The sequence below is a fragment of the Metabacillus sp. SLBN-84 genome, from assembly GCF_053629595.1.
The window spans coordinates 1,658,214-1,678,210 of record NZ_JBRJIP010000001.1 but is presented as its reverse complement, the minus strand read 5'-3'; the positions used below and the strand labels follow the sequence as shown (position 1 = coordinate 1,678,210).

Here is a 19,997-nt window from a genome sequence, read left to right as displayed (position 1 = left end):
GATTCTGACAATCATTATCTTTCTTTTTCCTTGTTTTATTTGTTCGAAAACCTTTTTGGCAAAAAAATGATAAAAAGCCACCCCTAAGGATGGCTTATGCTCTTGGATGATATTGTCTGTAGACGTCTTTCAGTCTTGTCTTTGAAACGTGTGTGTAAATTTGAGTTGTGGAGATATCTGCATGGCCAAGCATTTCCTGCACTGCCCGGAGATCTGCTCCATTTTCTAGAAGATGCGTTGCAAACGAATGGCGGAGAGTATGCGGCGTAAGCTCTTTGCTGATGCCTGCTTCAAGAGCAAGCTTCTTCAGATTCTTCCAGTAGCCCTGGCGTGTCATTCTGTTTCCGTGATGGTTTAAAAACAGGGCATCTGTCTGGTTTTTCTTCGATGCAAGCTTTGTTCTTCCCCTGTCGATGTACGTCTCAAGCGCTTCTGCAGCGGTTCTTCCAATCGGAACAATCCGCTCTTTATTGCCTTTTCCGATGCAGCGGACAAAACCCATCGTTAGATGCACGTCGGTTATATCAAGGTTAATCATCTCACTCACCCGTATGCCTGTCGCGTAAAGCAGCTCAAGCATGGCTTTATCCCTGTAGCCAAACGGCGAAGTAAGTTTTGGCGTATCAAGCAGTTTTTCAACTTCTGTCAGTGAAAGCACTTTAGGAAGGGTCCGTTCGACCTGGGGAGATTCAATATGTACAGTAGGATCGTGGTCTGCGGCCTTTTCTCTTAAAAGAAACTGGTGAAAGCTGCGGATGGAAGCAGTGTGCCGGGCGATCGTTTTGCTTGATTTTCCCGCTTCCTTTAAGGATTTTAAGAAATGGATAATTGAAAGTCGCGTCACGTCCTGAAAAGACGAAAGCTCTTCTTTTTCAGTCAAATAGTGATGGTAGCTTTTTAAATCACGTTCATACGAAACAATGGTATTGTGGGAAAGCCCCCGCTCCACCACCAGGTAATGCATGAAATCCTGAATTTGATCTTTCAATTTCCTCTACTCCCCGTTTAAGTAAAAGAAAAGCAGCCTGTTCAGCCAGTGCTCCTCTTCATCGGCCACCATCTTGGTGACCTTAAGCGCTGCACCCTCGGGCTGGTCATAGCGGTGCATTTCTTCATACTCTAAGTTAACCCAAATGATAGCATAATAGAAAAGAATCGTAAATCCGGTAAACAAAATAAACACTTTGATCATATCAAACATGGTCCGTGCTGCTCTCACTCGCATTGCCTCCTTAAGAACCCGGCATCTTACCTAAACATATGCCAAAAAGGACAAACTTTATACGAAAAAACGCAAAAAAACCTCTCCAATAATTAGGAAAGGTTTACTCCTGCTCTTCATCCTTCTGTTCTTTCTCCTGACACCGGCGGCAAATGCCGTGAAAGGTCAGACGGTGATCTTTAATTTTAAATTGAAAGTCCCGCTCAACAATCTGTTCTACATCCTCAAGAAGATCTTCTTCTATTTCAGCGACCGCGCCGCATTCAATGCAGACAAGATGATGATGAAAGTGCGCTGCGCCTTCTTTTCTCAAATCATAGCGCGATACGCCGTCTCCAAAGTTTATTTTATCGACAATTTTAAGTTCTGTAAGTAGCTCCAACGTACGATAAACAGTTGCTAAACCAATCTCTGGCGCTTTTTCCTTAACGAGGAGGTAAACATCTTCAGCACTCAAGTGATCTTCTTCGCGCTCAAGCAGTACTCTGACAGTAGCTTCGCGCTGAGGAGTCAGCTTGTAGCTGGATGAATGCAACTGCTTTTTTATCCGCTCAATTCTGCTTTCCATACACACATTCCTCCCTCGCCGCGTTCCTCATCCATTATATCAAAAGAAAGGGATGTGTCCAACGAAAATCATTCCAATCTAATAAATAAAATGATTATTAGATAAAAATCATTCTATTTAGATACAATCTCAATGACATTTTTCATTAATACAGGCGACGCATATGCCTCAAGCCCTGATGCGGCGGCAGTCAGCACAGCAATACCTACAAAGAATGCTGCGTACCGCGCGAACATCGAAAACGGCGACTCTGACAAATTTGATTTTTTATTCAAGAGCTGCTTTACAATTTTAAGAGAAAACGAGATGGCTGTCGTACCCATAATAATAAATGCCGGTATTAAAATCATATTCTGCGGCATAACCGAAACAAATGAAAGCAAAAAGCCCTGCCAGCCCATTTGATTGACCAGAAAACCGACAGTAAAGCCAACGACAATTCCCTTTAAGAATAACATAATCAGAATCACCGGCAAACCTATGATTGAAATGCCGAGCACCCACATCAGGCCCAAATATTTCAGATTATGAAAAAAACTCTGCTGCAGCATTTCCACCGAGCTTGCCACTTTCCCTTCAGAAACTTGTCCGAAAAAGCGGCTTAAATAAAAATACAAATCTTCCTTTTGAGTAAAGTTCATGCTGTTGACGATGACCGCCCCGAAAATAACCCCCATCAAAAACAATACAAAAACAAACAGGTAGAGCGACGAGCGTTCTTTCATATGCTGGATCATCATTGCTTTTAATGGATGTTTGCGCATCATTTCTTCCTCCCGGTTTTTCACTTACTAGATTGTATGAAAAAACGGTAGAAACTATGACAAGCCCCTATTGCATTATTTTCCAAAAAGGTTATAATTCTTAAAACTGACAAGGCGGTGTTCCTATGAAACGACCAATCTTACTTGATTTTCCGAATGAACTGACAACAGACAGACTCCTGATCCGCGCTCCGCGTCCAGGTGACGGCAAGGCAGTGAACGCCGCCGTAAACGAATCGCTTGAGGAGTTAAAGCCATGGATGCCGTTTGCCCAGAAAACCCAGACCATCGAAGACACGGAAGCAAATATTAGGGAATCCTGTGCTAAATTCATGCTGCGGGAGGATCTGCGTCTTCTTATTTTTGATCGGATCACCGGCGAGTTTATAGGAAGCACCGGCTTCCACCGCATGGACTGGGATGTTCCGAAAGTGGAAATCGGCTACTGGATCTCAACAAAGCACTCCGGAAAAGGATATATGACTGAGGCTGTTGAAGCACTGACTGCCTTTGCCGCCAGAGAATTCGGCGCCAAACGTGTGGAAATCAGGTGCGATCCGGAGAACACAAAAAGCCGCCGCATCCCTGAAAAACTCGGTTATCAGCTGGAAGGCATCCTTAGACAGGACGATGTTTCTGCAGACGGGCGTACTCTCAGAGATACGTGTGTGTTTGCTAAAATCTTTTAACGCAAGAGAGGCTGGGACAAAACATAGAACAGTTCACACTAATCGAAAAATTGATTCTTTGTGCGCTGAATTGATTCAAAGCTGAAAATCCCTACAAAAAAGGCGTCTACCTTATGCTATTTACACATCAGCTGTAGATTATACCGTACGACCGCGAGTGAATCTTATGCTATTTTTGCTCCGGCCGTTAATTATACCGTATAAAGAAGGTTAATAGTTCGTTATAGGGATCTGGTAGCAAATCTCAAAGCAATATAAGAAAAATGAAAGAGGATGAATTTGACTAGTTCACACTCAAATTCACCCTTTTTTATTTATGTCCCTACCTCATTTACACTCTAGAAACCCTGCCGTAAATCCCGCCTCCGCCTGGTTCGGCCCCAAGCCTGCCTTCCCTTGCAGCAAGTATGTATGCTGCTGTTTTAGCAGGAAGTACGTTCTCGAGACGTTCCTTTGAAACCACATTCAGGATTGTCATTTCCGTTCCGAATGCAGTCTTCAGTTTTTCCAGTGTTTTCTGGCCAATGCCGGGGATAAACTGCAGCGGAACCTGGTGCAGATAAGGCGGGCGCTCCCTGCCGCTTCCGGCCCTTCTGTCCGCCAGTTCAGACAAGCGGGTGCTGACGCCTTTTGTAAACCGGGAACTGCCGCAGTTTTTGCATGCCTGTTCATGTCCTTCTTTTGCAGCACCGCATGTCTCACAGACGGTTCTGTAATACTTTCCAAGCAGCGGATTCAGCCCGTGGTTGGATGCAATCCTGCGGTTCCCTTCCTCTTTCAGCGCCATCCGGACCTCTTCAAATGACGGTTCGGCAAGCTTGAGCTTCTGATATTCTCTTCCGATTTTGGCCGTCGAATGAGCATCCGAATTGGTCAAAAACGGATACTTGTCAAGCTGGGTAACCTTCGATGCCATCTCTGTGTCTGAACTCAGGCCAAGCTCAACGGCGTCAATCAGTTCAGGATCCAGAACCTCTCCAAGTGATGCACGGACTCCGCTTCCATACAGACTTTTATGCGGAGTGAAGATATGGGCTGGGATAAAAAGCCCGTCAAGCTCCCTTACTTTCTTCTGCAGCGTTTTGGCTTCCCCGTACATTCTCTGTGTACTCAGCGTCAGATTTTTCACTCGGCTGCCGAGCCAATAGGAAAAGTCCTTCATTCTCTCGATTGTCGGCATGAACACCAGAACATGCAGCGGACCTTTGCAGTGAGAATCATACACTTCTATTTCACAGCCAAGAAGAAGAGTCGTTTTTTCAAACCTGATGCCGCCCTGCTGAAGCTCGCTCCATTTCCCTTCCCCAATACCGTTTTCAAGCGTCAAAAGTACTTCAGGAACGTGACAGTCTATGACTCCTATGATGTCCATCCCTTTGTGCCCGCTTGCTTCTATTAAAATGTTTTCAAGCGTAAGCTGCTTAGAAGCCGTTATTTTTACAGGCTTTCCGGAAGAAGTCCGGCCTATATGAATATGTAAGTCCGCATAATAATCGTTCATGCTATCTTTGAAGAGCCTGCTTTAACTGCAGATATTGAACTGCATAGGCGGTTTTCGCATCAAAAATCCGCTGCTCATCAATCAGCTGCTGCGCCTCTTCAAGCGTCACCTCCAGCACATCGACAAACTCGTCCTCATCAAGCTCTGCCTTCTCTTCAAGTACGTGCAGGTCATCCGTGTAGTAAACATGCACAAGTTCATCGGCAAATCCCGGAGATGTATAAAAAGAAATCAGATGCTGCAGCGATTGTGTTGTATAGCCTGTTTCTTCCTCAAGCTCACGCTTTGCCGTCACTTCCGGAAGCTCTCCTTTTTCAAGCTTGCCTGCAGGAATCTCAACAAGCACCCGCTCCATGGCTTTTCGGTACTGCTGAACCATCACAAGCTTTTTGTCTTTCGTCAGTGCAAGGACAGCGACAGCACCTGGATGCTTGATAATTTCACGCGTGCTTGTTTTTCCGTTAGGCAGTTCCACCTCTTCCAGGTATAAATCAATAATGCGTCCTGAAAATAATTTTTCTGATGTTTTAGTGGTTTCCTTTAAGTGGTTCATTTCCGTACCTCCGCGTTCTACAAATTCTCATGAATACATATATTCTACCACATTCTTAACAAGCATCAGAGGCACCGCCTGAAACACCGCTTTAATGGACATACTGATATCCACTACACGGGAAGCGAGGCGAATAAACATGAAGATCTACCTTCTTGAAAAGGGCATCGTGCTGGTCGGCAAAGCCTGGGAAGTCCGGGAGAAGCTGAAGGAATACAGCAGAAAATATGAAACAATTGAACAGTGGACAAAGGACAAATAAGCGTCACAATTGCTTTTTCCTCCTTCTTGTACTAATGTCAGAAGAAAGACTATCAGGCAGGAGTGAGACGCATGAAAAAAAGACAGCTTGGCACATCTGATTTACTGGTAAGTGAAGTCGGACTCGGCTGCATGTCCCTTGGCACTGACAAGGAGCAGGCAGAATCCATCATCGATGCAGCGCTTCATGAAGGCATCAACTATTTTGACACGGCCGATCTATACGATTTCGGCCTGAATGAAGAGTTTGTCGGAGCTGCCCTGAAAAAGAAACGAAAAGAAATCATTCTCGCCACAAAAGCGGGCAACCGCTGGAACGAAGCAAAAGACGGCTGGACGTGGGACGCTTCTAAAAGCTACATAAAAGAAGCCGTCAAACACAGTCTGAAACGCCTGAAAACAGATTACATCGACCTTTACCAGCTCCACGGAGGCACAATCGAAGATAATATCGATGAAACCATCGAGGCTTTCGAGGAATTGAAAAAAGAGGGATTGATCCGCTACTACGGCATCTCCTCCATTCGTCCAAATGTCATTAAACAGTACCTGGAGAAATCCTCCATCGTCTCTGTCATGATGCAATACAGCCTTCTTGACCGCCGTCCAGAAGAATGGTTTCCCCTTCTAAACGACCATGGGGTCAGCGTCATCGGCCGCGGTCCAATGGCCAAGGGACTGCTTACAGACAACTGGGAAACAAAGCTGAATGAAAAAGGCTACCTATCATACAGCGAAGAAGACCTGCGCAGACTGCTTCCGCAAATCGCTGCAGAAAGCGGACTTTCCATGACCGAAACGGCCATCCAGTACTGCTTGAAACAGCAGACAGTCGGAACCATCGTTCCCGGCGCAAGCAAAATCGAACAGGTTCAGGCAAACTGCCGCGCTGCAGAGGCACGCCCGCTCTCTGGTGAAGAATTTGTTGCGCTGCAAGCATTGACGAAGTTTGATAAGTATGAGGCGCATCGCTGAGGATTTCAATTGGAACGAATAACGGCAGAGAGAGTGAATCACTCTTTCTGCCGTTGTTTATGAACTGAAATTTTTCAATCCTTTGATTTGATATTTTTTATCCTTATTTTACCACCAACATCTTGGAGAAACTTATTAGGCAGGTAATAAAAAGCTTTAGAGAAGACTATTTTATTCCGCCATCTTTATTCTTAATTAACAGCGACTAGAATAGGGCTTAAATAAATTGAATTCCTATTACATTTCCTCCGGAGCTTTCATCCCCAATAAACGCAGCCCTTCTTTAAGGACTATTGTAACTGCACAAACAAGTGTCAGCCTTTCCTGTTTTAAATGGCTGTCATCTAAAATTCGGATTGATGCATAATATTTATTAAATGCCCTTGCCAGTTCAATCACATATTTTGCAACAAGGGATGGGTCGTATTCTTCCATTGCTCTTTTAATAACGTCCTTGAATGATCGTAAGGTCGTAATAATAGGCCAAGCTTCGATATCTCTTATGCTTACGGCTTCGTGATTCTTGAAGAAGGCCCCTTTTCTTAAAAGGGAAGAAGCCCGAGCATGCGTATATTGAACGTATGGCCCGGTTTCACCCTCAAATTTCAACATGTCTTCAAAGGAAAATTCGATATCGTTTTGACGGTAATTTTTCAAGTCTTGAAAGATAACCGCCCCCGTCCCTACCTGACGGGCAACTTCCACCTTAGAAATAAGATTTGGATTTTTCTTGTTAATTTGGTCCGATACTAATTTAATTGCGTTATCTAAAACCTCTTCAAGCAATACAACTTTTCCTTTACGGGTAGACATCTTTTTTCCGTCCTTTAACATCATGCCAAAAGGCACGTGCTTCATCTGCCATTGGTATCCCATCTTATCTAACACAGCGAACAGTTGTTTAAAGTGAAGGGTTTGCTCGTTGCCTACTACGTATAAAGATTTTTCGAAATGATAGGTTTCCTGACGATAAATGGCTGCCGCTAAATCGCGGGTAGCATAAAGGGTTGTTCCATCTCTTTTTTTTATCAGGCATGGCGGTAACTCTTTGAGCGGAACAACTTGAGCGCCTTCAGACTCCTCTGCCAGGTTCATGTCCTCAAGAAGTTGAACGACCCTGTCCATCTTGTCATTATAAAACGCTTCCCCATGATAGGAGTCAAATTCTATCCCCATTAAATCATATATTTTTGAAAACTCCTTTAATGATTCCTCCCGAAACCATTCCCATAGTTGAATGGCTTCAGGATCTGAATTTTCCAGGTTTTTGAACCACGCTCGCGCTTCATTCTCAAGCTTAGGATCCTTTTCTGCTTCTTCATGGAACTTCACATACAATTTCAGCAGCTCTTTTATAGGCTGATTCTTTACTTCTTCTTCTTTCCCCCATCGTTTATAAGCAACAATTAACTTGCCAAATTGAGTACCCCAGTCTCCTAAATGGTTAATTCTCACTGGTGAATAACCGCATTTTTCTGCTATAAGAGCCAGAGAATTGCCGATAACCGTTGAACGTAAATGTCCCATTGAAAAAGGTTTCGCGATATTAGGTGATGAAAAGTCAATTGTAATAACCTCGTTGTTTCCAAGGTTTAAATTCCCATAGTGATTCTTTTCAGACAGAATTTCTTTTAGCACAATAGATGAAACCTTTTGCTTATCGAGAAATACATTCACATATCCACTAACTGCTTCTGCCTTTTCAAAGATTGATGCATCAATTTCTGCAGCAATCTCAAGTGCGATGTTTTGAGGTGATTTTCGAAAGCTTTTTGCCAATTCAAAACAAGGAAATGACAGATCTCCCATGTTCTCAAATTTCGGTTTTTCTATCATCAGGATGATTTTGTTCTTTTCAAGCTGACCATTCAACACCTTAAATAATATGTCTGCATAAATAATTTTAAAGTCCATAAGTTTCCTCCTCCAAAATAAAAAAGCTCCCGTCTCTTAAAAAAGAGACGGGAGCTTTATATTCCCGTGGTACCACTCTACTTGTTTTTTAAAATTAAAAAACCACTCACTATTAGTAACGAGGTGTTTCCCCGGCTCCCCCTACTGATTTCAGGAAAGCATCTCAAAAGTCCGGTTCATTACTTGCTTCATGACAGGCTTACACCATCCCTGACTCGCTTATTTTCCACAAATAATTACTCTCTTTATCAATGATTTTATTATCTATTAATGTATATTATATCCATTTACTTTTGAAAAGCAACCAAAAAATAGCAGGCTAAATTCACATGCGAATTAACCTGCTGCTTTTCGTATTTTCAGTTTTCCCTTCACAACTTAAACTTAAGCGGAGGCATTTCTTATTTATAATCCGACCACTTTAAATTACTATCACTAAGCAATTCTTCAAAGCTGTAGTTTTTTTCTCTTCTTCTTTCTTTTCCTTCAGCTTCTGCAGGCGTTCCTGTTACTGTTTTTGCTCTTGTTCTTCAAGCAGGTCTTTTTTTGCCCATTCGCTCTCTATAACCTGTTTTTTCCAGAGGCAGATCTCCCACAAATCGCTTACCGGATCCTGTGTGTAAGGAACTGTCGGCATATAGCCCGGCGGACCGTATTCAGGCGTAAAGGTTAAATCGGTTCCCGCGCGTTGATGACGGGTAAAGATCGACCGCCACCATTTCAAATGGGCATCGTGTTCTTTCCGCCAGACCGGATCTCTCGGGTCAGGCACCTGCGGCCCCTGCGCATGGCCGGTTCTCGTATGCACGTGGATGGTTCTGCCTGCCGCAAGCTCGAGACATTCTGCATGCTCTTCAAGCAGTGACTCGCACACACATACCCAGTGGCTGAAATCGGCAGTAAGCTTGAGATCCTCTATCTCGTTTAGAAGCCGTTCTGTTGTCCAAGGGCTGTACATTGCTCTTCCCCTGTGTGTTTCGTGCGCAACAGGAAGGCCAATCCCCTTTTCGACCTCCACTGCCCTCCGGAAAAAATCCAGCTGCCTGTCAAACGGCATGGAGTCTTTGCCGCTTTGGGAATTGATCAGCAGCGGGTTTAATTCAGCGGCTTTTTGAACCTGGTCCTCAAAGCTTTTGCTGTCGTCCGCAAAGATCTGCGCGACATAAACAAACCCGTACTGATGCAGAAGCTCCTTTAATTCGGACCTTTTTCCGCTGTCCGGCAGCGGGCATTCAATTCCTTTATAGCCGGCATCGTAAATACGCTGAAATTGTGTTTCTAAAGGTTCAGGCATTCCCCAAAGCGACTTTATGCTGATTAACTCTGCCGTCATTTCTCATCTGCTTTTTTCGTTTTATGATAAACAAGCGGGTTAAGAGGACTGTTCACAACATCCCCGGTAACAAGCCCGGGCATCCATTGTTTTAAGTCATTTGCTCTTGCTTCATTGTCTATTTCAGCAACTCTTGTTCCGTCTGCCATGTAAATGACGGTCATCACTTCACGGGTTGAGTCCGACGGATTTCCCGGTGCGCTGTGCAGCGTCCATCCATAGTGAAATGTGGCGTCCCCTGCGTTCATGGCGCCATAAGTCACCTTCTTATAATCATTTTGGTCAATATACTCACCGAGTGTCCGGTGAGATTCATCAGAAATGCCGAGCTTGCTGATGTATCCTTGTTTATGGGAGCCTGAAGCAAAACTCATGGAGCCCATTTGATCTGTCACATCCACAAGCGGCATCCACATAGTGATCGTCTTCTCCGTGTCGACAGGCCAGTATGTCTGATCCTGATGCCAGGGTGTGTGTCCCCCGCCCGGTTCTTTGTAAAGCGCCTGATCATGATATATCCTTACTCCGTCTGCACCGAGAAGGTCGGCTGCAATTTTGGCAAATCTTTCTGCCATGACGAATTTCTTCACATCCTCCGAATGCTCCCACACATTCATGACCTGAATAAACGCTTTTCCATACGTATCCCTTTCTTCCAATGGCGCAAGCTTCTCTGCGTGGCGCTGCACAGATTGTTGGACAGCGTCCCTGTAGGATGCAACTTCCTCTTCTGAAGCAACTGCTCTAAGACAAATATGCCCATCCTCCTGATATGCTGCAATCTGCTCTTTTGAAAGCTCGTATTCTCCCTTTAAATCCGGCAGCTCCTGCTTGGTTTTCTCTGTCATTGCGATCCCTCTTTCTTTATAAATTGTCTTGCAGACTTTGTCTCTACAATGATCATAAAAGAATGAAAGCGCATAAAGTTTGCTTTTTTTGCTGCCAATGTGCGATTTTTTGATGAAAAGAAGCATTCATGAGCAAAGTCCGTTTTTCTTTGCTATTCTAATAAAAAAGAGATTGGACAGATTATGATGAAAGCAGTAAAGGAACGGCACGAATATGACCCGCTTTTCCCCCTTGTGTACCTCCCAAAATTAACTGGGAATCCAGGTGAGAATGTACCTTTTTATCATTTTCATAACTGGTATGAACTTGTTTTTGTTCACGACGGAAAAGGGTCCTTTTTAATTGATAAGCATTTTTTTAATATGGAGAAAAATGATCTTTATTTGATTCCGGGGGATGTCATTCATAAGGCATCCGCTGAAAAAACAGCCCCTTATACATGCTCAGTCATTCTCTTTCACCCCATGCTTATTCAGATAGCTGAAGTAGGAGATTCTTTTTCCTATCTTGGGCCATTTCATGACCTTATTCGCAGCGGCCGGTTTAAGCTGCGTCTTTCAGCGGAGCGGATGAAGGAATTTGAAAAGCTGCTTGTCATGATGGATGATGAATATGGCAGCGCTGAAAAAGGAAACCGCAGCGCAGTGATTCTCCTGCTTCACTGGATGCTCCTTCAAATCAGCAGAATGAATACGCACTTTGAACATGCGAAAAACGGGCACATACCGGATAAAAGGGACTGGTGGATGAAGGATGTCCTGAATTACATTGACTCTCACTATACGAATTCCCATCTGTCCCTCACCGTCCTTGCCGATCAAGCATTGGTAAGCCCTGCCCATTTCAGCAGAACATTTAAAAAGACGACAGGTTTTACACTCCCTGCTTTTCTGGAAATGAAGCGTCTTGTAAAAGCCAAGGAGCTGCTGCTGACCTCAGACCACAGCGTTTCCTTCATTTCTGATTCGTGCGGCTACAAGAGTCTGTCTCATTTTCATAAACGCTTCAAACAGCAGCTTGGCAAAAGTCCCGGTGAGTTCAGAAGAATGAACTAACATGTCAGGAAATCGTCATAGATCTTTGAACATTTTGTTACGGCTAATGCCATAAGATTGTGCTTTTCTGAGCTTTTAAGTATGCTGATGGTGGATGAAGGGGATTTCAAAAGATACATATCCCCCTTTTAGCCTTCCGTTCAGGAAGGCTATTTTTGTATACTGCGTTTCAATCTTCCATGAACGACAGAAAAATGCCTCCGCATCTGCGAAGGCATTTTTCTATTTATAATCCGACCACTTCAACTGACTATCGTTGAGCAGTTCTTCAAAGCTTTTGTTTTTCTCTTTTTCTTTCTTTTCCTTAAGCTTCTGCAGGCGTTCCTGCTCCTGCTTTTGTTCCTGTTCTTCAAGCAGTCCTTTTTTCATTCCGGATAGCTGTTCGAACAGGCCGGAATCGAGGCGGTCCTTCAGGTTGAGGGACGCGTCGTCTGTTTTTTTCGGCTGTGCCTTTTGATGTTTTTTCTGTTTTTTCGCCATGATGATCACTCCTATATACACACATTATATACAAGAAAAGGCGATGTTAGAAAGGGATTTGACTGATTAATAGGCGTCCAGGATAACATCGTCGCCGACGATCAGCTCAGGTTCAGTGGAGTGCTTTATATCCTCCACTGTATAGCCTTTTGCGACTTCTTTCAGTTTGAGGCCGAGTTCTGTGACATCAATGACAGCCTGATCCGTTATGATCCGGTTCACAACACCCTTGCCTGTCAGCGGCAGTGTGCACGTGTTCAGGATCTTCGGTTCGCCGTTTTTATTCACATGCTCCATAATGACAATGATGCGCTGCGCTCCATGAACGAGGTCCATCGCGCCGCCCATCCCTTTAATCATTTTGCCCGGAATCATCCAGTTAGCAAGATCTCCGCTTTCTGACACTTCCATGCCGCCTAGAATAGCCACATTTACGTGTCCTCCGCGGATCATTGCAAATGATTCTGCACTGTCAAAGTAAGCGGATCCAGGAATTGCTGTGACAGTTTCCTTTCCCGCATTGATTAAATCAGGATCGACATCTCCCTCTTTCGGATACGGACCGATGCCGAGAAGGCCGTTTTCTGACTGCAGCACAACTTCTTTGTTTTCACTGATATAATTGGCGACCAGTGTCGGCATGCCGATACCGAGGTTGACGTAGAAACCGTTCTCAATTTCCTGTTCCGCCCTTTTGGCAATTTTCTCGCGGACTTCTGCTTTGTTTTGGATCATAGCTTTGCCTCCTGTCATCCTGTCTTTTGTACAGTCAGACGCTCAATGCGCTTCTGCTGCTCTCCGAGAATGAGTGCCTGAACGTAAATGCCCGGTGTATGAATTCCATCCGGCTGAATGCTCCCCGTCTCCACCATCTCTTCCACTTCAGCAATCGTGACTTTCCCGGCCGCTGCAATCATCGGATTAAAGTTCTGAGCCGTTTTGTTATAAAGCAGGTTGCCCATTTTATCGGCTTTGCTCGCGCGTACAAGGCTGAAATTTGCTGTCAGCGCTTCTTCAAGCAAGTATTCTTTCCCGTTGAAGTTCCGCGTTTCTTTTCCTTCAGCAATCGGCGTTCCCACTCCTGCAGGCGTATAGAATGCAGGAATGCCTGCTCCGCCTGCGCGGATTTTTTCAGCAAGCGTCCCTTGAGGAACAAGCTCGACTTCAATCTCGCCCGAGAGCACCTGGCGTTCAAATTCCTTGTTCTCGCCGACATACGAGCTGATCATCTTTTTGATTTGCTTATTTTTCAAAAGAAGCCCGAGGCCCCAGTCGTCTACACCGCAGTTGTTTGAAATAATCGTAAGATCCTTTACGCCTGTTTCAACAAGGGCAAGGATGAGGTTTTCAGGAATGCCGCACAGACCGAAACCGCCGACCATCAGAGTGGAACCATCTTTAATCTCGCTTACCGCTTCTGTAAAAGATGTATAGATCTTCTTCATCATTTATCCCTCCAATGAAAGATTTTCAACGATTGTCGCAACACCCTGACCGCCGCCGATGCAAAGGGTGGCAAGGCCGTGCTTTGCATTTCTGCGCTTCATTTCGTGAATCAGCGTGACCAAAATGCGCGTGCCGCTTGCTCCGATTGGATGTCCGAGAGCAATGGCGCCGCCGTTTACATTCAGTTTTTCTTTCTCAAAATGAAGTTCGCGGTCAACGGCAATCGACTGGGCCGCAAACGCTTCGTTCGCTTCGACAAGGTCCATGTCATTCATTGTCAGCCCGCTTTTTTGGAAAGCTTTTTGAACAGCTGCTACAGGTCCAATCCCCATAATGCTTGGGTCTACGCCTGCATTTCCATTGGCTGTGATTTTAACAAGCGGCTGAATGCCAAGCTCTTCTGCTTTTTTTCTGCTCATGACAACGACAGCTGCCGCACCGTCATTAATGCCGGACGCATTTCCTGCCGTTACGGATCCTTCTTTTTTAAACGCAGCACGAAGTCCGCCGAGCTTCTCTGCCGTTGTGCCGGCTCGCGGGAACTCATCTGTATCAAACGTAACAGCATCCCCTTTTCGCTGAGGAATGACGACAGGCGTAATCTCCGATTTAAACGTACCGGACTCGATCGCCTTCACCGCTTTTTGCTGGCTCCACGCTGCAAACTCATCCTGCTCTTCTCTAGTAATCTCGTATTTATCGCATAAATTCTCTGCTGTCACACCCATATGATAATTATTGAACGCACACGTCAGACCGTCAGAAACCATTGTATCAATCAGCTTCTGATCGCCCATCTTAAATCCGTCCCGCGCATTTTTCAATATGTAAGGCGCCTGGCTCATATTTTCCATACCGCCTGCAACCACAATCTCTGCATCACCCGATAAAATCGCCTGTGCAGCAAGATGGACCGTTTTCAAACCGGATCCGCACACTTTGTTAATGGTCATAGAAGGCACATTTTCAGGAAGACCCGCTTTCATAGCCGCCTGGCGCGCCGGATTTTGCCCAAGTCCCGCCTGCAGCACATTCCCCATAATAACTTCATCAACCTGCTCGCCCTTTAAACCCGCTTTTTCAAGAGCATCCTTAATCACAATCGCTCCAAGCTCCGGTGCAGACACACCCTTAAGCGCTCCTCCGAAACTCCCGATTGCCGTGCGGACAGCACTCACGATGACTACTTCATTGCTGCTCATACTACACTCATCCCCTTTGTCATGGCTTTATCCATTGGTTTCGCTAAATCCTGATAAATTCCTGCAATCTTTTCAAAATTCAGCTTTCAGTTGCATACACTCTTAGTAAACTATTAATATGGGAATATGTAAACCCTTACATCAGAAAAGCGGAGCCGACTGTTCAGGCCTGGCAGTCAGATAAGAAATCACCGGAAAAGTCCGGTTTTGACTTTTTCGGGGATTTTGTTCTGACAGAAGGACTAGGAGGCGGAGCTGGACAATACGAAAAGCGGAATCGTCCGTTTAGCTCCGACAGGCAGAAAAGAAATCACCCGAAAAGTCCGGGTTTGACTTTTTGGGGGATTTTGTTCTGACGGAGGAGCTGGGCGATGGAGCTGGACAATGAGAAAAGCGGAATCGTACCCTCAAAACCTAAAAACCTGAATTTGAGGGTACGCAAAATGCCGATTCGTACCCTCAAAACCTAAAGATTCAAAATTGAGGGCAAGCAAAATCCCGATTCGTACCCTCAAAACCTTAAAATCCAAAATTGAGGGTACGCAAATTGCGGAATCGTACCCTCAAAACCTCAAAATCAAAATTTGAGGGTATGCAAAATGCCGATTCGTACCACAAAAACCTCAAAATCCGAAATTGAGGGTACGCAAATTGCGGAATCGTACCCTCAAAACCTCAAAATCAAAATTTGAGGGTATGCAAAATGCCGATTCGTACCACAAAAACCTCAATATCCAAAATTGAGGGTACGCAAAATCCCAATTCGTACCATCAAAACCTCAATATCCAAAATTGAGGGTACGCAAAATTCCGATTCGTACCATCAAAATCTAAAAATCCAAAATTGAGGGTACGCAAAATCCCAATTCACACCCTCAAAACCTGAAAACCAGAAATTGAAGGTACTCAAAAATCCGAAAGGCTGGTGCTTCCTATGAATCTGCCAAAACAGGCGACATTAATTGAGGTCGGTCCCCGCGACGGGCTGCAAAATGAAAAAAATGAAATTCCGACAGACGTTAAAATTCAGTTTATTAAAGAACTTAAAAAGGCAGGATTCAAAGAAATGGAACTGACCTCTTTTGTCTCGCCAAAGTGGGTTCCCCAGCTGAAAGATGCTGGAGACATCATCACCTATTGTTCCGATGAGAACAGAAACCTTGTTCTGACTCCGAACGAAAAAGGGATTGCGCGTGCAAAAGAAGCAAACTGCAAAGACGTGGCTTTTTTTGTGGGAGTCAGCAGCACCTTCAATCAAAAGAATATTAACGCGACAACAGAAGAAAGCATGCAGAAGCTTCTGCCGCTGATCCGCTCGCTCAAAGAAGAAGACTTTTTTGTGAGGGCGTGTATTTCGACTTCTTTTTATTGCCCGTATGAAGGAAAAATAGAAGAGGATGCCGTTGTTGATCTTTGCAGACAGTTTGCAGATGCGGGAGTTGATGACTTAAGTGTGGCTGACACCATTGGCATGGCAAATCCACTTGAGGTGCATGAGCTTTTTTCACGGCTGAAAAAAGCGCTGCCGGACGTGCTGATTACGGCCCATTTCCATGATACAAGAGGCATGGCGCTTGCCAACATATACGCAGCGCTGCAGGCAGGCGTCGACAGGTTTGACACTTCTGCAGGCGGACTCGGCGGCTGTCCTTTCGCACCCGGTGCTACAGGAAATGCTGCAACAGAGGACGTGCTGCATATGCTGCAGGCTCTGAATATCGAAACAGGCATTGACATGAGCCAGCTTCTGAAAGCAGTTGAGGTAATCGAGCCGCATCTCTCAGGAAGTGTTCAAAGCAAACAGTATCAGCTCAGCAAACGGTCAAAAACGCTTCTTAACTGAATAAAACAGCAGTGGATATAACAGCCGCCCCGAAGCTTGGCAGACCTGCAAGAAATAAGTCCTTTGCCCAATCTGTCCTTGTTTTTCTATGCACGGCTATTTCTGATTGGAAATTTGCGTGCATAGCCTCTCCTCCAAGAAAAGCATAGGTCATAAAACCCGAGATGCCAAAACAGATAAGCGAGATCCCGCACATCACGATAAACAGCAGCTGCAGATCTCCAGCTGTATAGCTGATGAAGCCTGCAGCGCTTGAAACAGCTATACCGATTCCTGTTAATTTCATTACAGTCACTCTCCTTTTTATCTATACGGAGCGAACGGACAAGTTGTTTCACCTCCATGTATATTTCTCCCTCTTATTTCACATCTTAGATGACAGAAAGGAGCGGATATCATGACAAACGAAAAGGCATCTAAGAGCCAAAAAGGCAAGCCGAATGCAGATACGCCAAAGCAAACGATGGCTTTTGAAGAAATGGAAAAGGCTGTACATCCGACAAAACGCCAAAACTCGGAACAATAACGCGGCAGCAAGCCCCATGTGCTTGCTGCTTTTGTTTTTCTCCTTTTCCTTCTTCGTGATAAAATGGATGTATTATACAGCGGAAGGAAGAATGCAGATGAAAAAGTGGCTGATCGGAGCAGGCATCATCCTCTCCTATATCTTTGTCGTAGGATTCTTTTTCACCAACCAGATGATGTACATGCGAAAGAAGTCAGACAAAGAAATTATTGACCGCGAAACAAAAGACGGCCATTACGACGAAAGCGAGTATGAAGCCTACAACAAAATTGAAGTGTCCATCCCGTCCCAGTTCGGATATGACATCAGGGGCCATCTGATTGCCCCCCACAGCACCTCCTCCTATGTCATTATCTGCCACGGAGTTACCATGAACCGGATTAACTCGGTCAAGTACATGAAGCTGTTTTTAAAACGGGGAATCAATGTGCTGATCTATGATCACAGAAGGCATGGAGAAACAGGCGGTAAAACAACAAGCTTCGGGCACTATGAAAAATACGACCTTCAGTCTGTCGTGCATTGGCTGAAGGACCGTGTCGGCGATGACCTGCACCTCGGCATTCACGGGGAATCCATGGGCGCCGTCACGACGCTGCTTTATGCAGGACTCGTAGAAGACGGTGCTGATTACTATATTGCCGACTGTCCGTTTTCAGATCTTCAAGAGCAGCTGCTATACCGTCTGAAATCCGACTTCAAGCTTCCCGGCTACCTTGTGATGCCGATTGCAAGGCGGTTTCTGAAACTGCGGGACGGGTACACCATCCAGGACGTTTCACCGATTGCGGTGATGGACAGAATTCAGCATCCTGTTCTGTTTATCCACAGCAAAGACGACGATTACATACCGTCAGCGATGACCCAGCAGCTGTTCGAGAAAAAATCCGGGATGAAAAAGCTGTACTTTGCTGAAAAAGGCGCCCACGCCATGTCCTACACCGAAAACCGCGAGGAATATGAACGGATCATTGATGAATTTTATGAAGAAATGAAAGAACAGGAAGCAACTGTATAAAACGTAAAAAAGCCCTGATTCCAACTGAATCAGGGCTTTTTGGGGTTTATCCAAGCACGTCCGTAATGTCATGCATATGTTCATCAAGCCAGGCAATTGCTTCATCAATTGTGGCAAATTCCTGTGCTTCAAATGTCATTTCATCCTGAAGCAGCCAGACATCCTTCTTTTCCTCAAACACTCCGCCGATCGACCAGTGAAGCAGGGTGTACGGATGGTTGCTGTTCAAAAACGAAACCCATGTTTTATTTAATGCGATGTTTTTAAGAGTTGTTAAGCGGTCCTTCATCTTTCTCTCCACCTCACTTTACAGTCAGACTCATGCGCGGATTCAAGATTTGCGAAGGACATGTCAGCATGTAGCTGTTCGCTGTCTCGTTAAAATCAATTGTCATCTTTTCATCCAGAAACACCATCTTTGATTTTTCAACCAGAACCGGATATGCGTTCGTCTCAATCTGAACATCATCCCCGTCTTTTTCATCAACAAGCCAGAGTGCAGTCACTCCGCTGACCACGCATCCGCAGCCGTCCGTATCATATTTGAGCTTCACTTGTTTATCGGAGTGAGCCTGCACACTGCCTTCTATTTTTTTCATGGCACGGTCTGTCCATTTAATTTCCATACGTCATGTCTCCTCGTTTCAGGTTGCTTAGGGACATTTTATCACAACTCGGTCAGATGCGCACCGAGGCTTGCCTGTCATACCCCATGCCCCAGCCGAATAACGTCTAAATATAGAAGGAGTGATAAGATGACCAAACCCGTAATCAAAGTAAACGACAACGGCTCCCTGCGCATAACAGGAGACATCGAACTCATCGACGCAGAAGGAAACGTCTTCCAGACCAAACAGAGCTTCTCTCTCTGCCGCTGCGGACTCTCCAAAAAAATGCCGTTTTGCGACGGTTCGCATAAGGGCGTGTTTCAGTCGGTGGTTAGGGCGGAGTAGGAGGTCGGAGGCGGCCGTTTAGTTCAGAAGGTTAAAAAAATCCACCGGAAAGAGCAGGGTTTGCTTTTTCCGGCGGAGCCTCCAAAGTTCTTAAGACAGGATTACAGCACTTTCCCCTTGGCTCTCCCTTCTCCAAAGTGTTCTTAAAAACCGATTACAACACTTTCTCCCGCCTCTCCCATCTCCAAAGTGTTCTTAAAGCTCGATTACAACACTTACACCCGCTTCTTCCATTCTCAAAGTGTTCTTAAAAACCAATTACAACACTTTCTCTCGCCCCTCCCATTCCTAAAGTGTTCTTAAAATCCGATTACAACACTTTCTCCCGTCTCTCCCATCTCCAAAGTGTTCTTAAAATCCCATTACAACACTTTTCCCCATCTCAAACGCCTGCAAAGTGTTTTAAAACAGGATTATAACTCGATACAACAAAAAGAGCATGATCAGTATGATCACGCCCATTCTCACATCTTCGCAAGAAAAGGCAGGCATCCTCCGCCCGCCTTCACCTCACTCCTTCTCCCCTATATCCGTTATTTTTTCGATTGGCAGATCAACGCGCGTGTGGTCTCCGCCGATGATCCGCAGGCATCCGCGGATCGGATCTACGTAGTGTACACGGCCTTTGAGCACGTGAAAATCGTGATGTTCGTAGTAGGTGAACGCAAGCTCGCGGTTCTCCTCCATGGCGAGGCTGATGATTTCGTTAAAATGCTCGAGCTGCTGTTCGTCTACTGCGGGCTTCGTTTTATAGCCCTGTTCAATTTCAAGTTCTCTTAAGATTTTTACATGCTCAGGCAGCATCATGGATGTCCATTTGATATTGCCCCGATCCCGAATCATGA

At 45.1% G+C, this 19,997-nt stretch carries 25 protein-coding genes, 1 pseudogene and 1 other annotated feature; of the genes and pseudogenes, 8 read left to right on the top strand and 18 right to left on the bottom strand.

Going from position 1 to position 19,997, the window contains the following annotated elements; all coding sequences use genetic code 11:
- Positions 1–94: 94 nt before the first annotated feature.
- The 4 genes from xerD to spoIIM all read right to left on the bottom strand — a co-directional run bounded on the left by xerD (position 95) and on the right by spoIIM (position 2,554).
- The gene (gene xerD / locus RKD52_RS08460) at positions 95–988 is read right to left on the bottom strand and encodes a site-specific tyrosine recombinase XerD (RefSeq protein WP_029280070.1); all 894 of its coding nucleotides are present in this window, start codon (positions 986–988) and stop codon (positions 95–97) included.
- A 6-nt stretch (positions 989–994) separates the two neighbouring features.
- Entirely contained in the window at positions 995–1,225 is a 231-nt protein-coding gene (locus RKD52_RS08455) for a YqzK family protein (protein ID WP_029280067.1), read from the bottom strand.
- Between the two features lie 100 nt (positions 1,226–1,325).
- Positions 1,326–1,790 (bottom strand): ferric iron uptake transcriptional regulator, encoded by a 465-nt coding sequence (gene fur / locus RKD52_RS08450; RefSeq protein ID WP_369733846.1) that lies wholly within the window; start codon positions 1,788–1,790, stop codon positions 1,326–1,328.
- A gap of 113 nt (positions 1,791–1,903) precedes the next feature.
- A complete protein-coding gene (spoIIM, locus tag RKD52_RS08445) occupies positions 1,904–2,554 on the bottom strand; it encodes a stage II sporulation protein M (RefSeq protein ID WP_454101170.1) in 651 nt (216 codons plus the stop codon).
- Positions 2,555–2,679: 125 nt separating this feature from the next.
- Here spoIIM and RKD52_RS08440 point away from each other — a divergent pair, with 125 nt between their 5' ends.
- Entirely contained in the window at positions 2,680–3,243 is a 564-nt protein-coding gene (locus RKD52_RS08440; protein WP_454099373.1) for a GNAT family N-acetyltransferase, read from the top strand.
- A gap of 331 nt (positions 3,244–3,574) precedes the next feature.
- Here RKD52_RS08440 and RKD52_RS08435 read toward each other — a convergent pair whose 3' ends face one another.
- Positions 3,575–4,744, bottom strand: a complete 1,170-nt coding sequence (locus tag RKD52_RS08435) for an endonuclease Q family protein (RefSeq protein WP_454099372.1) — start codon at positions 4,742–4,744, stop codon at positions 3,575–3,577.
- 1 nt (position 4,745) lies between these two features.
- Positions 4,746–5,297 carry an NUDIX hydrolase gene (locus tag RKD52_RS08430; protein ID WP_454099371.1) on the bottom strand — a complete coding sequence of 184 codons (552 nt, stop codon included), beginning with the start codon at positions 5,295–5,297 and terminating at the stop codon, positions 4,746–4,748.
- Positions 5,298–5,436: 139 nt separating this feature from the next.
- Between RKD52_RS08430 and mciZ the strand changes: the two genes are divergently transcribed.
- Positions 5,437–5,559 (top strand): Z-ring formation inhibitor MciZ, encoded by a 123-nt coding sequence (gene mciZ, locus RKD52_RS08425; protein ID WP_081414156.1) that lies wholly within the window; start codon positions 5,437–5,439, stop codon positions 5,557–5,559.
- A gap of 71 nt (positions 5,560–5,630) precedes the next feature.
- Positions 5,631–6,533, top strand: coding sequence for an aldo/keto reductase (locus tag RKD52_RS08420; protein WP_454099370.1), 903 nt, complete (start codon positions 5,631–5,633; stop codon positions 6,531–6,533).
- 237 nt (positions 6,534–6,770) lie between these two features.
- Here RKD52_RS08420 and argS read toward each other — a convergent pair whose 3' ends face one another.
- The 4 genes and pseudogenes from argS to RKD52_RS08400 form a co-directional block, all read right to left on the bottom strand.
- A complete protein-coding gene (argS, locus tag RKD52_RS08415; protein ID WP_454099369.1) occupies positions 6,771–8,447 on the bottom strand; it encodes an arginine--tRNA ligase in 1,677 nt (558 codons plus the stop codon).
- Positions 8,448–8,487: 40 nt separating this feature from the next.
- Positions 8,488–8,708 (bottom strand) — a binding site (T-box leader).
- A gap of 140 nt (positions 8,709–8,848) precedes the next feature.
- Positions 8,849–8,944 (bottom strand): annotated as a pseudogene (locus RKD52_RS08410) (DUF3886 domain-containing protein); the annotation flags it as partial.
- An 11-nt stretch (positions 8,945–8,955) separates the two neighbouring features.
- Entirely contained in the window at positions 8,956–9,780 is an 825-nt protein-coding gene (locus RKD52_RS08405; protein WP_454099368.1) for a sugar phosphate isomerase/epimerase family protein, read from the bottom strand.
- The gene (locus tag RKD52_RS08400; protein ID WP_454099367.1) at positions 9,777–10,628 is read right to left on the bottom strand and encodes a phytanoyl-CoA dioxygenase family protein; all 852 of its coding nucleotides are present in this window, start codon (positions 10,626–10,628) and stop codon (positions 9,777–9,779) included. The genes RKD52_RS08405 and RKD52_RS08400 overlap by 4 nt, the downstream gene beginning before the upstream one ends.
- 183 nt (positions 10,629–10,811) lie before the next feature.
- On the opposite strand from RKD52_RS08400, the gene RKD52_RS08395 reads away from it, so the two are divergent.
- The gene (locus tag RKD52_RS08395; RefSeq protein WP_454099366.1) at positions 10,812–11,684 is read left to right on the top strand and encodes an AraC family transcriptional regulator; all 873 of its coding nucleotides are present in this window, start codon (positions 10,812–10,814) and stop codon (positions 11,682–11,684) included.
- A 222-nt stretch (positions 11,685–11,906) separates the two neighbouring features.
- Here RKD52_RS08395 and RKD52_RS08390 read toward each other — a convergent pair whose 3' ends face one another.
- The 4 genes from RKD52_RS08390 to RKD52_RS08375 all read right to left on the bottom strand — a co-directional run bounded on the left by RKD52_RS08390 (position 11,907) and on the right by RKD52_RS08375 (position 14,812).
- Positions 11,907–12,164 carry a DUF3886 domain-containing protein gene (locus RKD52_RS08390; RefSeq protein WP_029280048.1) on the bottom strand — a complete coding sequence of 86 codons (258 nt, stop codon included), beginning with the start codon at positions 12,162–12,164 and terminating at the stop codon, positions 11,907–11,909.
- Between the two features lie 66 nt (positions 12,165–12,230).
- Positions 12,231–12,899 (bottom strand): CoA transferase subunit B, encoded by a 669-nt coding sequence (locus tag RKD52_RS08385; protein ID WP_454099365.1) that lies wholly within the window; start codon positions 12,897–12,899, stop codon positions 12,231–12,233.
- A 14-nt stretch (positions 12,900–12,913) separates the two neighbouring features.
- A complete protein-coding gene (locus tag RKD52_RS08380; protein WP_454101169.1) occupies positions 12,914–13,609 on the bottom strand; it encodes a CoA transferase subunit A in 696 nt (231 codons plus the stop codon).
- A gap of 3 nt (positions 13,610–13,612) precedes the next feature.
- Complete coding sequence (locus RKD52_RS08375; protein ID WP_454099364.1) at positions 13,613–14,812, bottom strand: acetyl-CoA C-acetyltransferase; 1,200 nt, start codon at positions 14,810–14,812, stop codon at positions 13,613–13,615.
- Between the two features lie 934 nt (positions 14,813–15,746).
- Between RKD52_RS08375 and RKD52_RS08370 the strand changes: the two genes are divergently transcribed.
- Positions 15,747–16,655 carry a hydroxymethylglutaryl-CoA lyase gene (locus tag RKD52_RS08370; RefSeq protein ID WP_454099363.1) on the top strand — a complete coding sequence of 303 codons (909 nt, stop codon included), beginning with the start codon at positions 15,747–15,749 and terminating at the stop codon, positions 16,653–16,655.
- On the opposite strand, the gene RKD52_RS08365 is transcribed toward RKD52_RS08370, so the two are convergent.
- Positions 16,648–16,941 carry a DUF5316 family protein gene (locus RKD52_RS08365; protein WP_454099362.1) on the bottom strand — a complete coding sequence of 98 codons (294 nt, stop codon included), beginning with the start codon at positions 16,939–16,941 and terminating at the stop codon, positions 16,648–16,650. The two genes, RKD52_RS08370 and RKD52_RS08365, sit on opposite strands and share 8 nt — an antisense overlap.
- Before the next feature lie 111 nt (positions 16,942–17,052).
- On the opposite strand from RKD52_RS08365, the gene RKD52_RS08360 reads away from it, so the two are divergent.
- Both RKD52_RS08360 and RKD52_RS08355 read left to right on the top strand, forming a co-directional pair.
- On the top strand, positions 17,053–17,181 hold the full coding sequence (locus RKD52_RS08360) for a hypothetical protein (RefSeq protein ID WP_277987828.1): 129 nt from the start codon (positions 17,053–17,055) through the stop codon (positions 17,179–17,181).
- Positions 17,182–17,278: 97 nt separating this feature from the next.
- Complete coding sequence (locus RKD52_RS08355) at positions 17,279–18,199, top strand: alpha/beta hydrolase (protein WP_454099361.1); 921 nt, start codon at positions 17,279–17,281, stop codon at positions 18,197–18,199.
- A gap of 46 nt (positions 18,200–18,245) precedes the next feature.
- On the opposite strand, the gene RKD52_RS08350 is transcribed toward RKD52_RS08355, so the two are convergent.
- Positions 18,246–18,488, bottom strand: coding sequence for a DUF2552 family protein (locus tag RKD52_RS08350; RefSeq protein WP_454099360.1), 243 nt, complete (start codon positions 18,486–18,488; stop codon positions 18,246–18,248).
- A gap of 13 nt (positions 18,489–18,501) precedes the next feature.
- Positions 18,502–18,825 carry an iron-sulfur cluster biosynthesis family protein gene (locus tag RKD52_RS08345; RefSeq protein WP_203287788.1) on the bottom strand — a complete coding sequence of 108 codons (324 nt, stop codon included), beginning with the start codon at positions 18,823–18,825 and terminating at the stop codon, positions 18,502–18,504.
- 129 nt (positions 18,826–18,954) lie between these two features.
- On the opposite strand from RKD52_RS08345, the gene RKD52_RS08340 reads away from it, so the two are divergent.
- Complete coding sequence (locus RKD52_RS08340; protein WP_454099359.1) at positions 18,955–19,152, top strand: CDGSH iron-sulfur domain-containing protein; 198 nt, start codon at positions 18,955–18,957, stop codon at positions 19,150–19,152.
- Positions 19,153–19,662: 510 nt separating this feature from the next.
- On the opposite strand, the gene RKD52_RS08335 is transcribed toward RKD52_RS08340, so the two are convergent.
- Positions 19,663–19,995, bottom strand: coding sequence for a YolD-like family protein (locus RKD52_RS08335; protein ID WP_454099358.1), 333 nt, complete (start codon positions 19,993–19,995; stop codon positions 19,663–19,665).
- Positions 19,996–19,997: the final 2 nt, after the last annotated feature.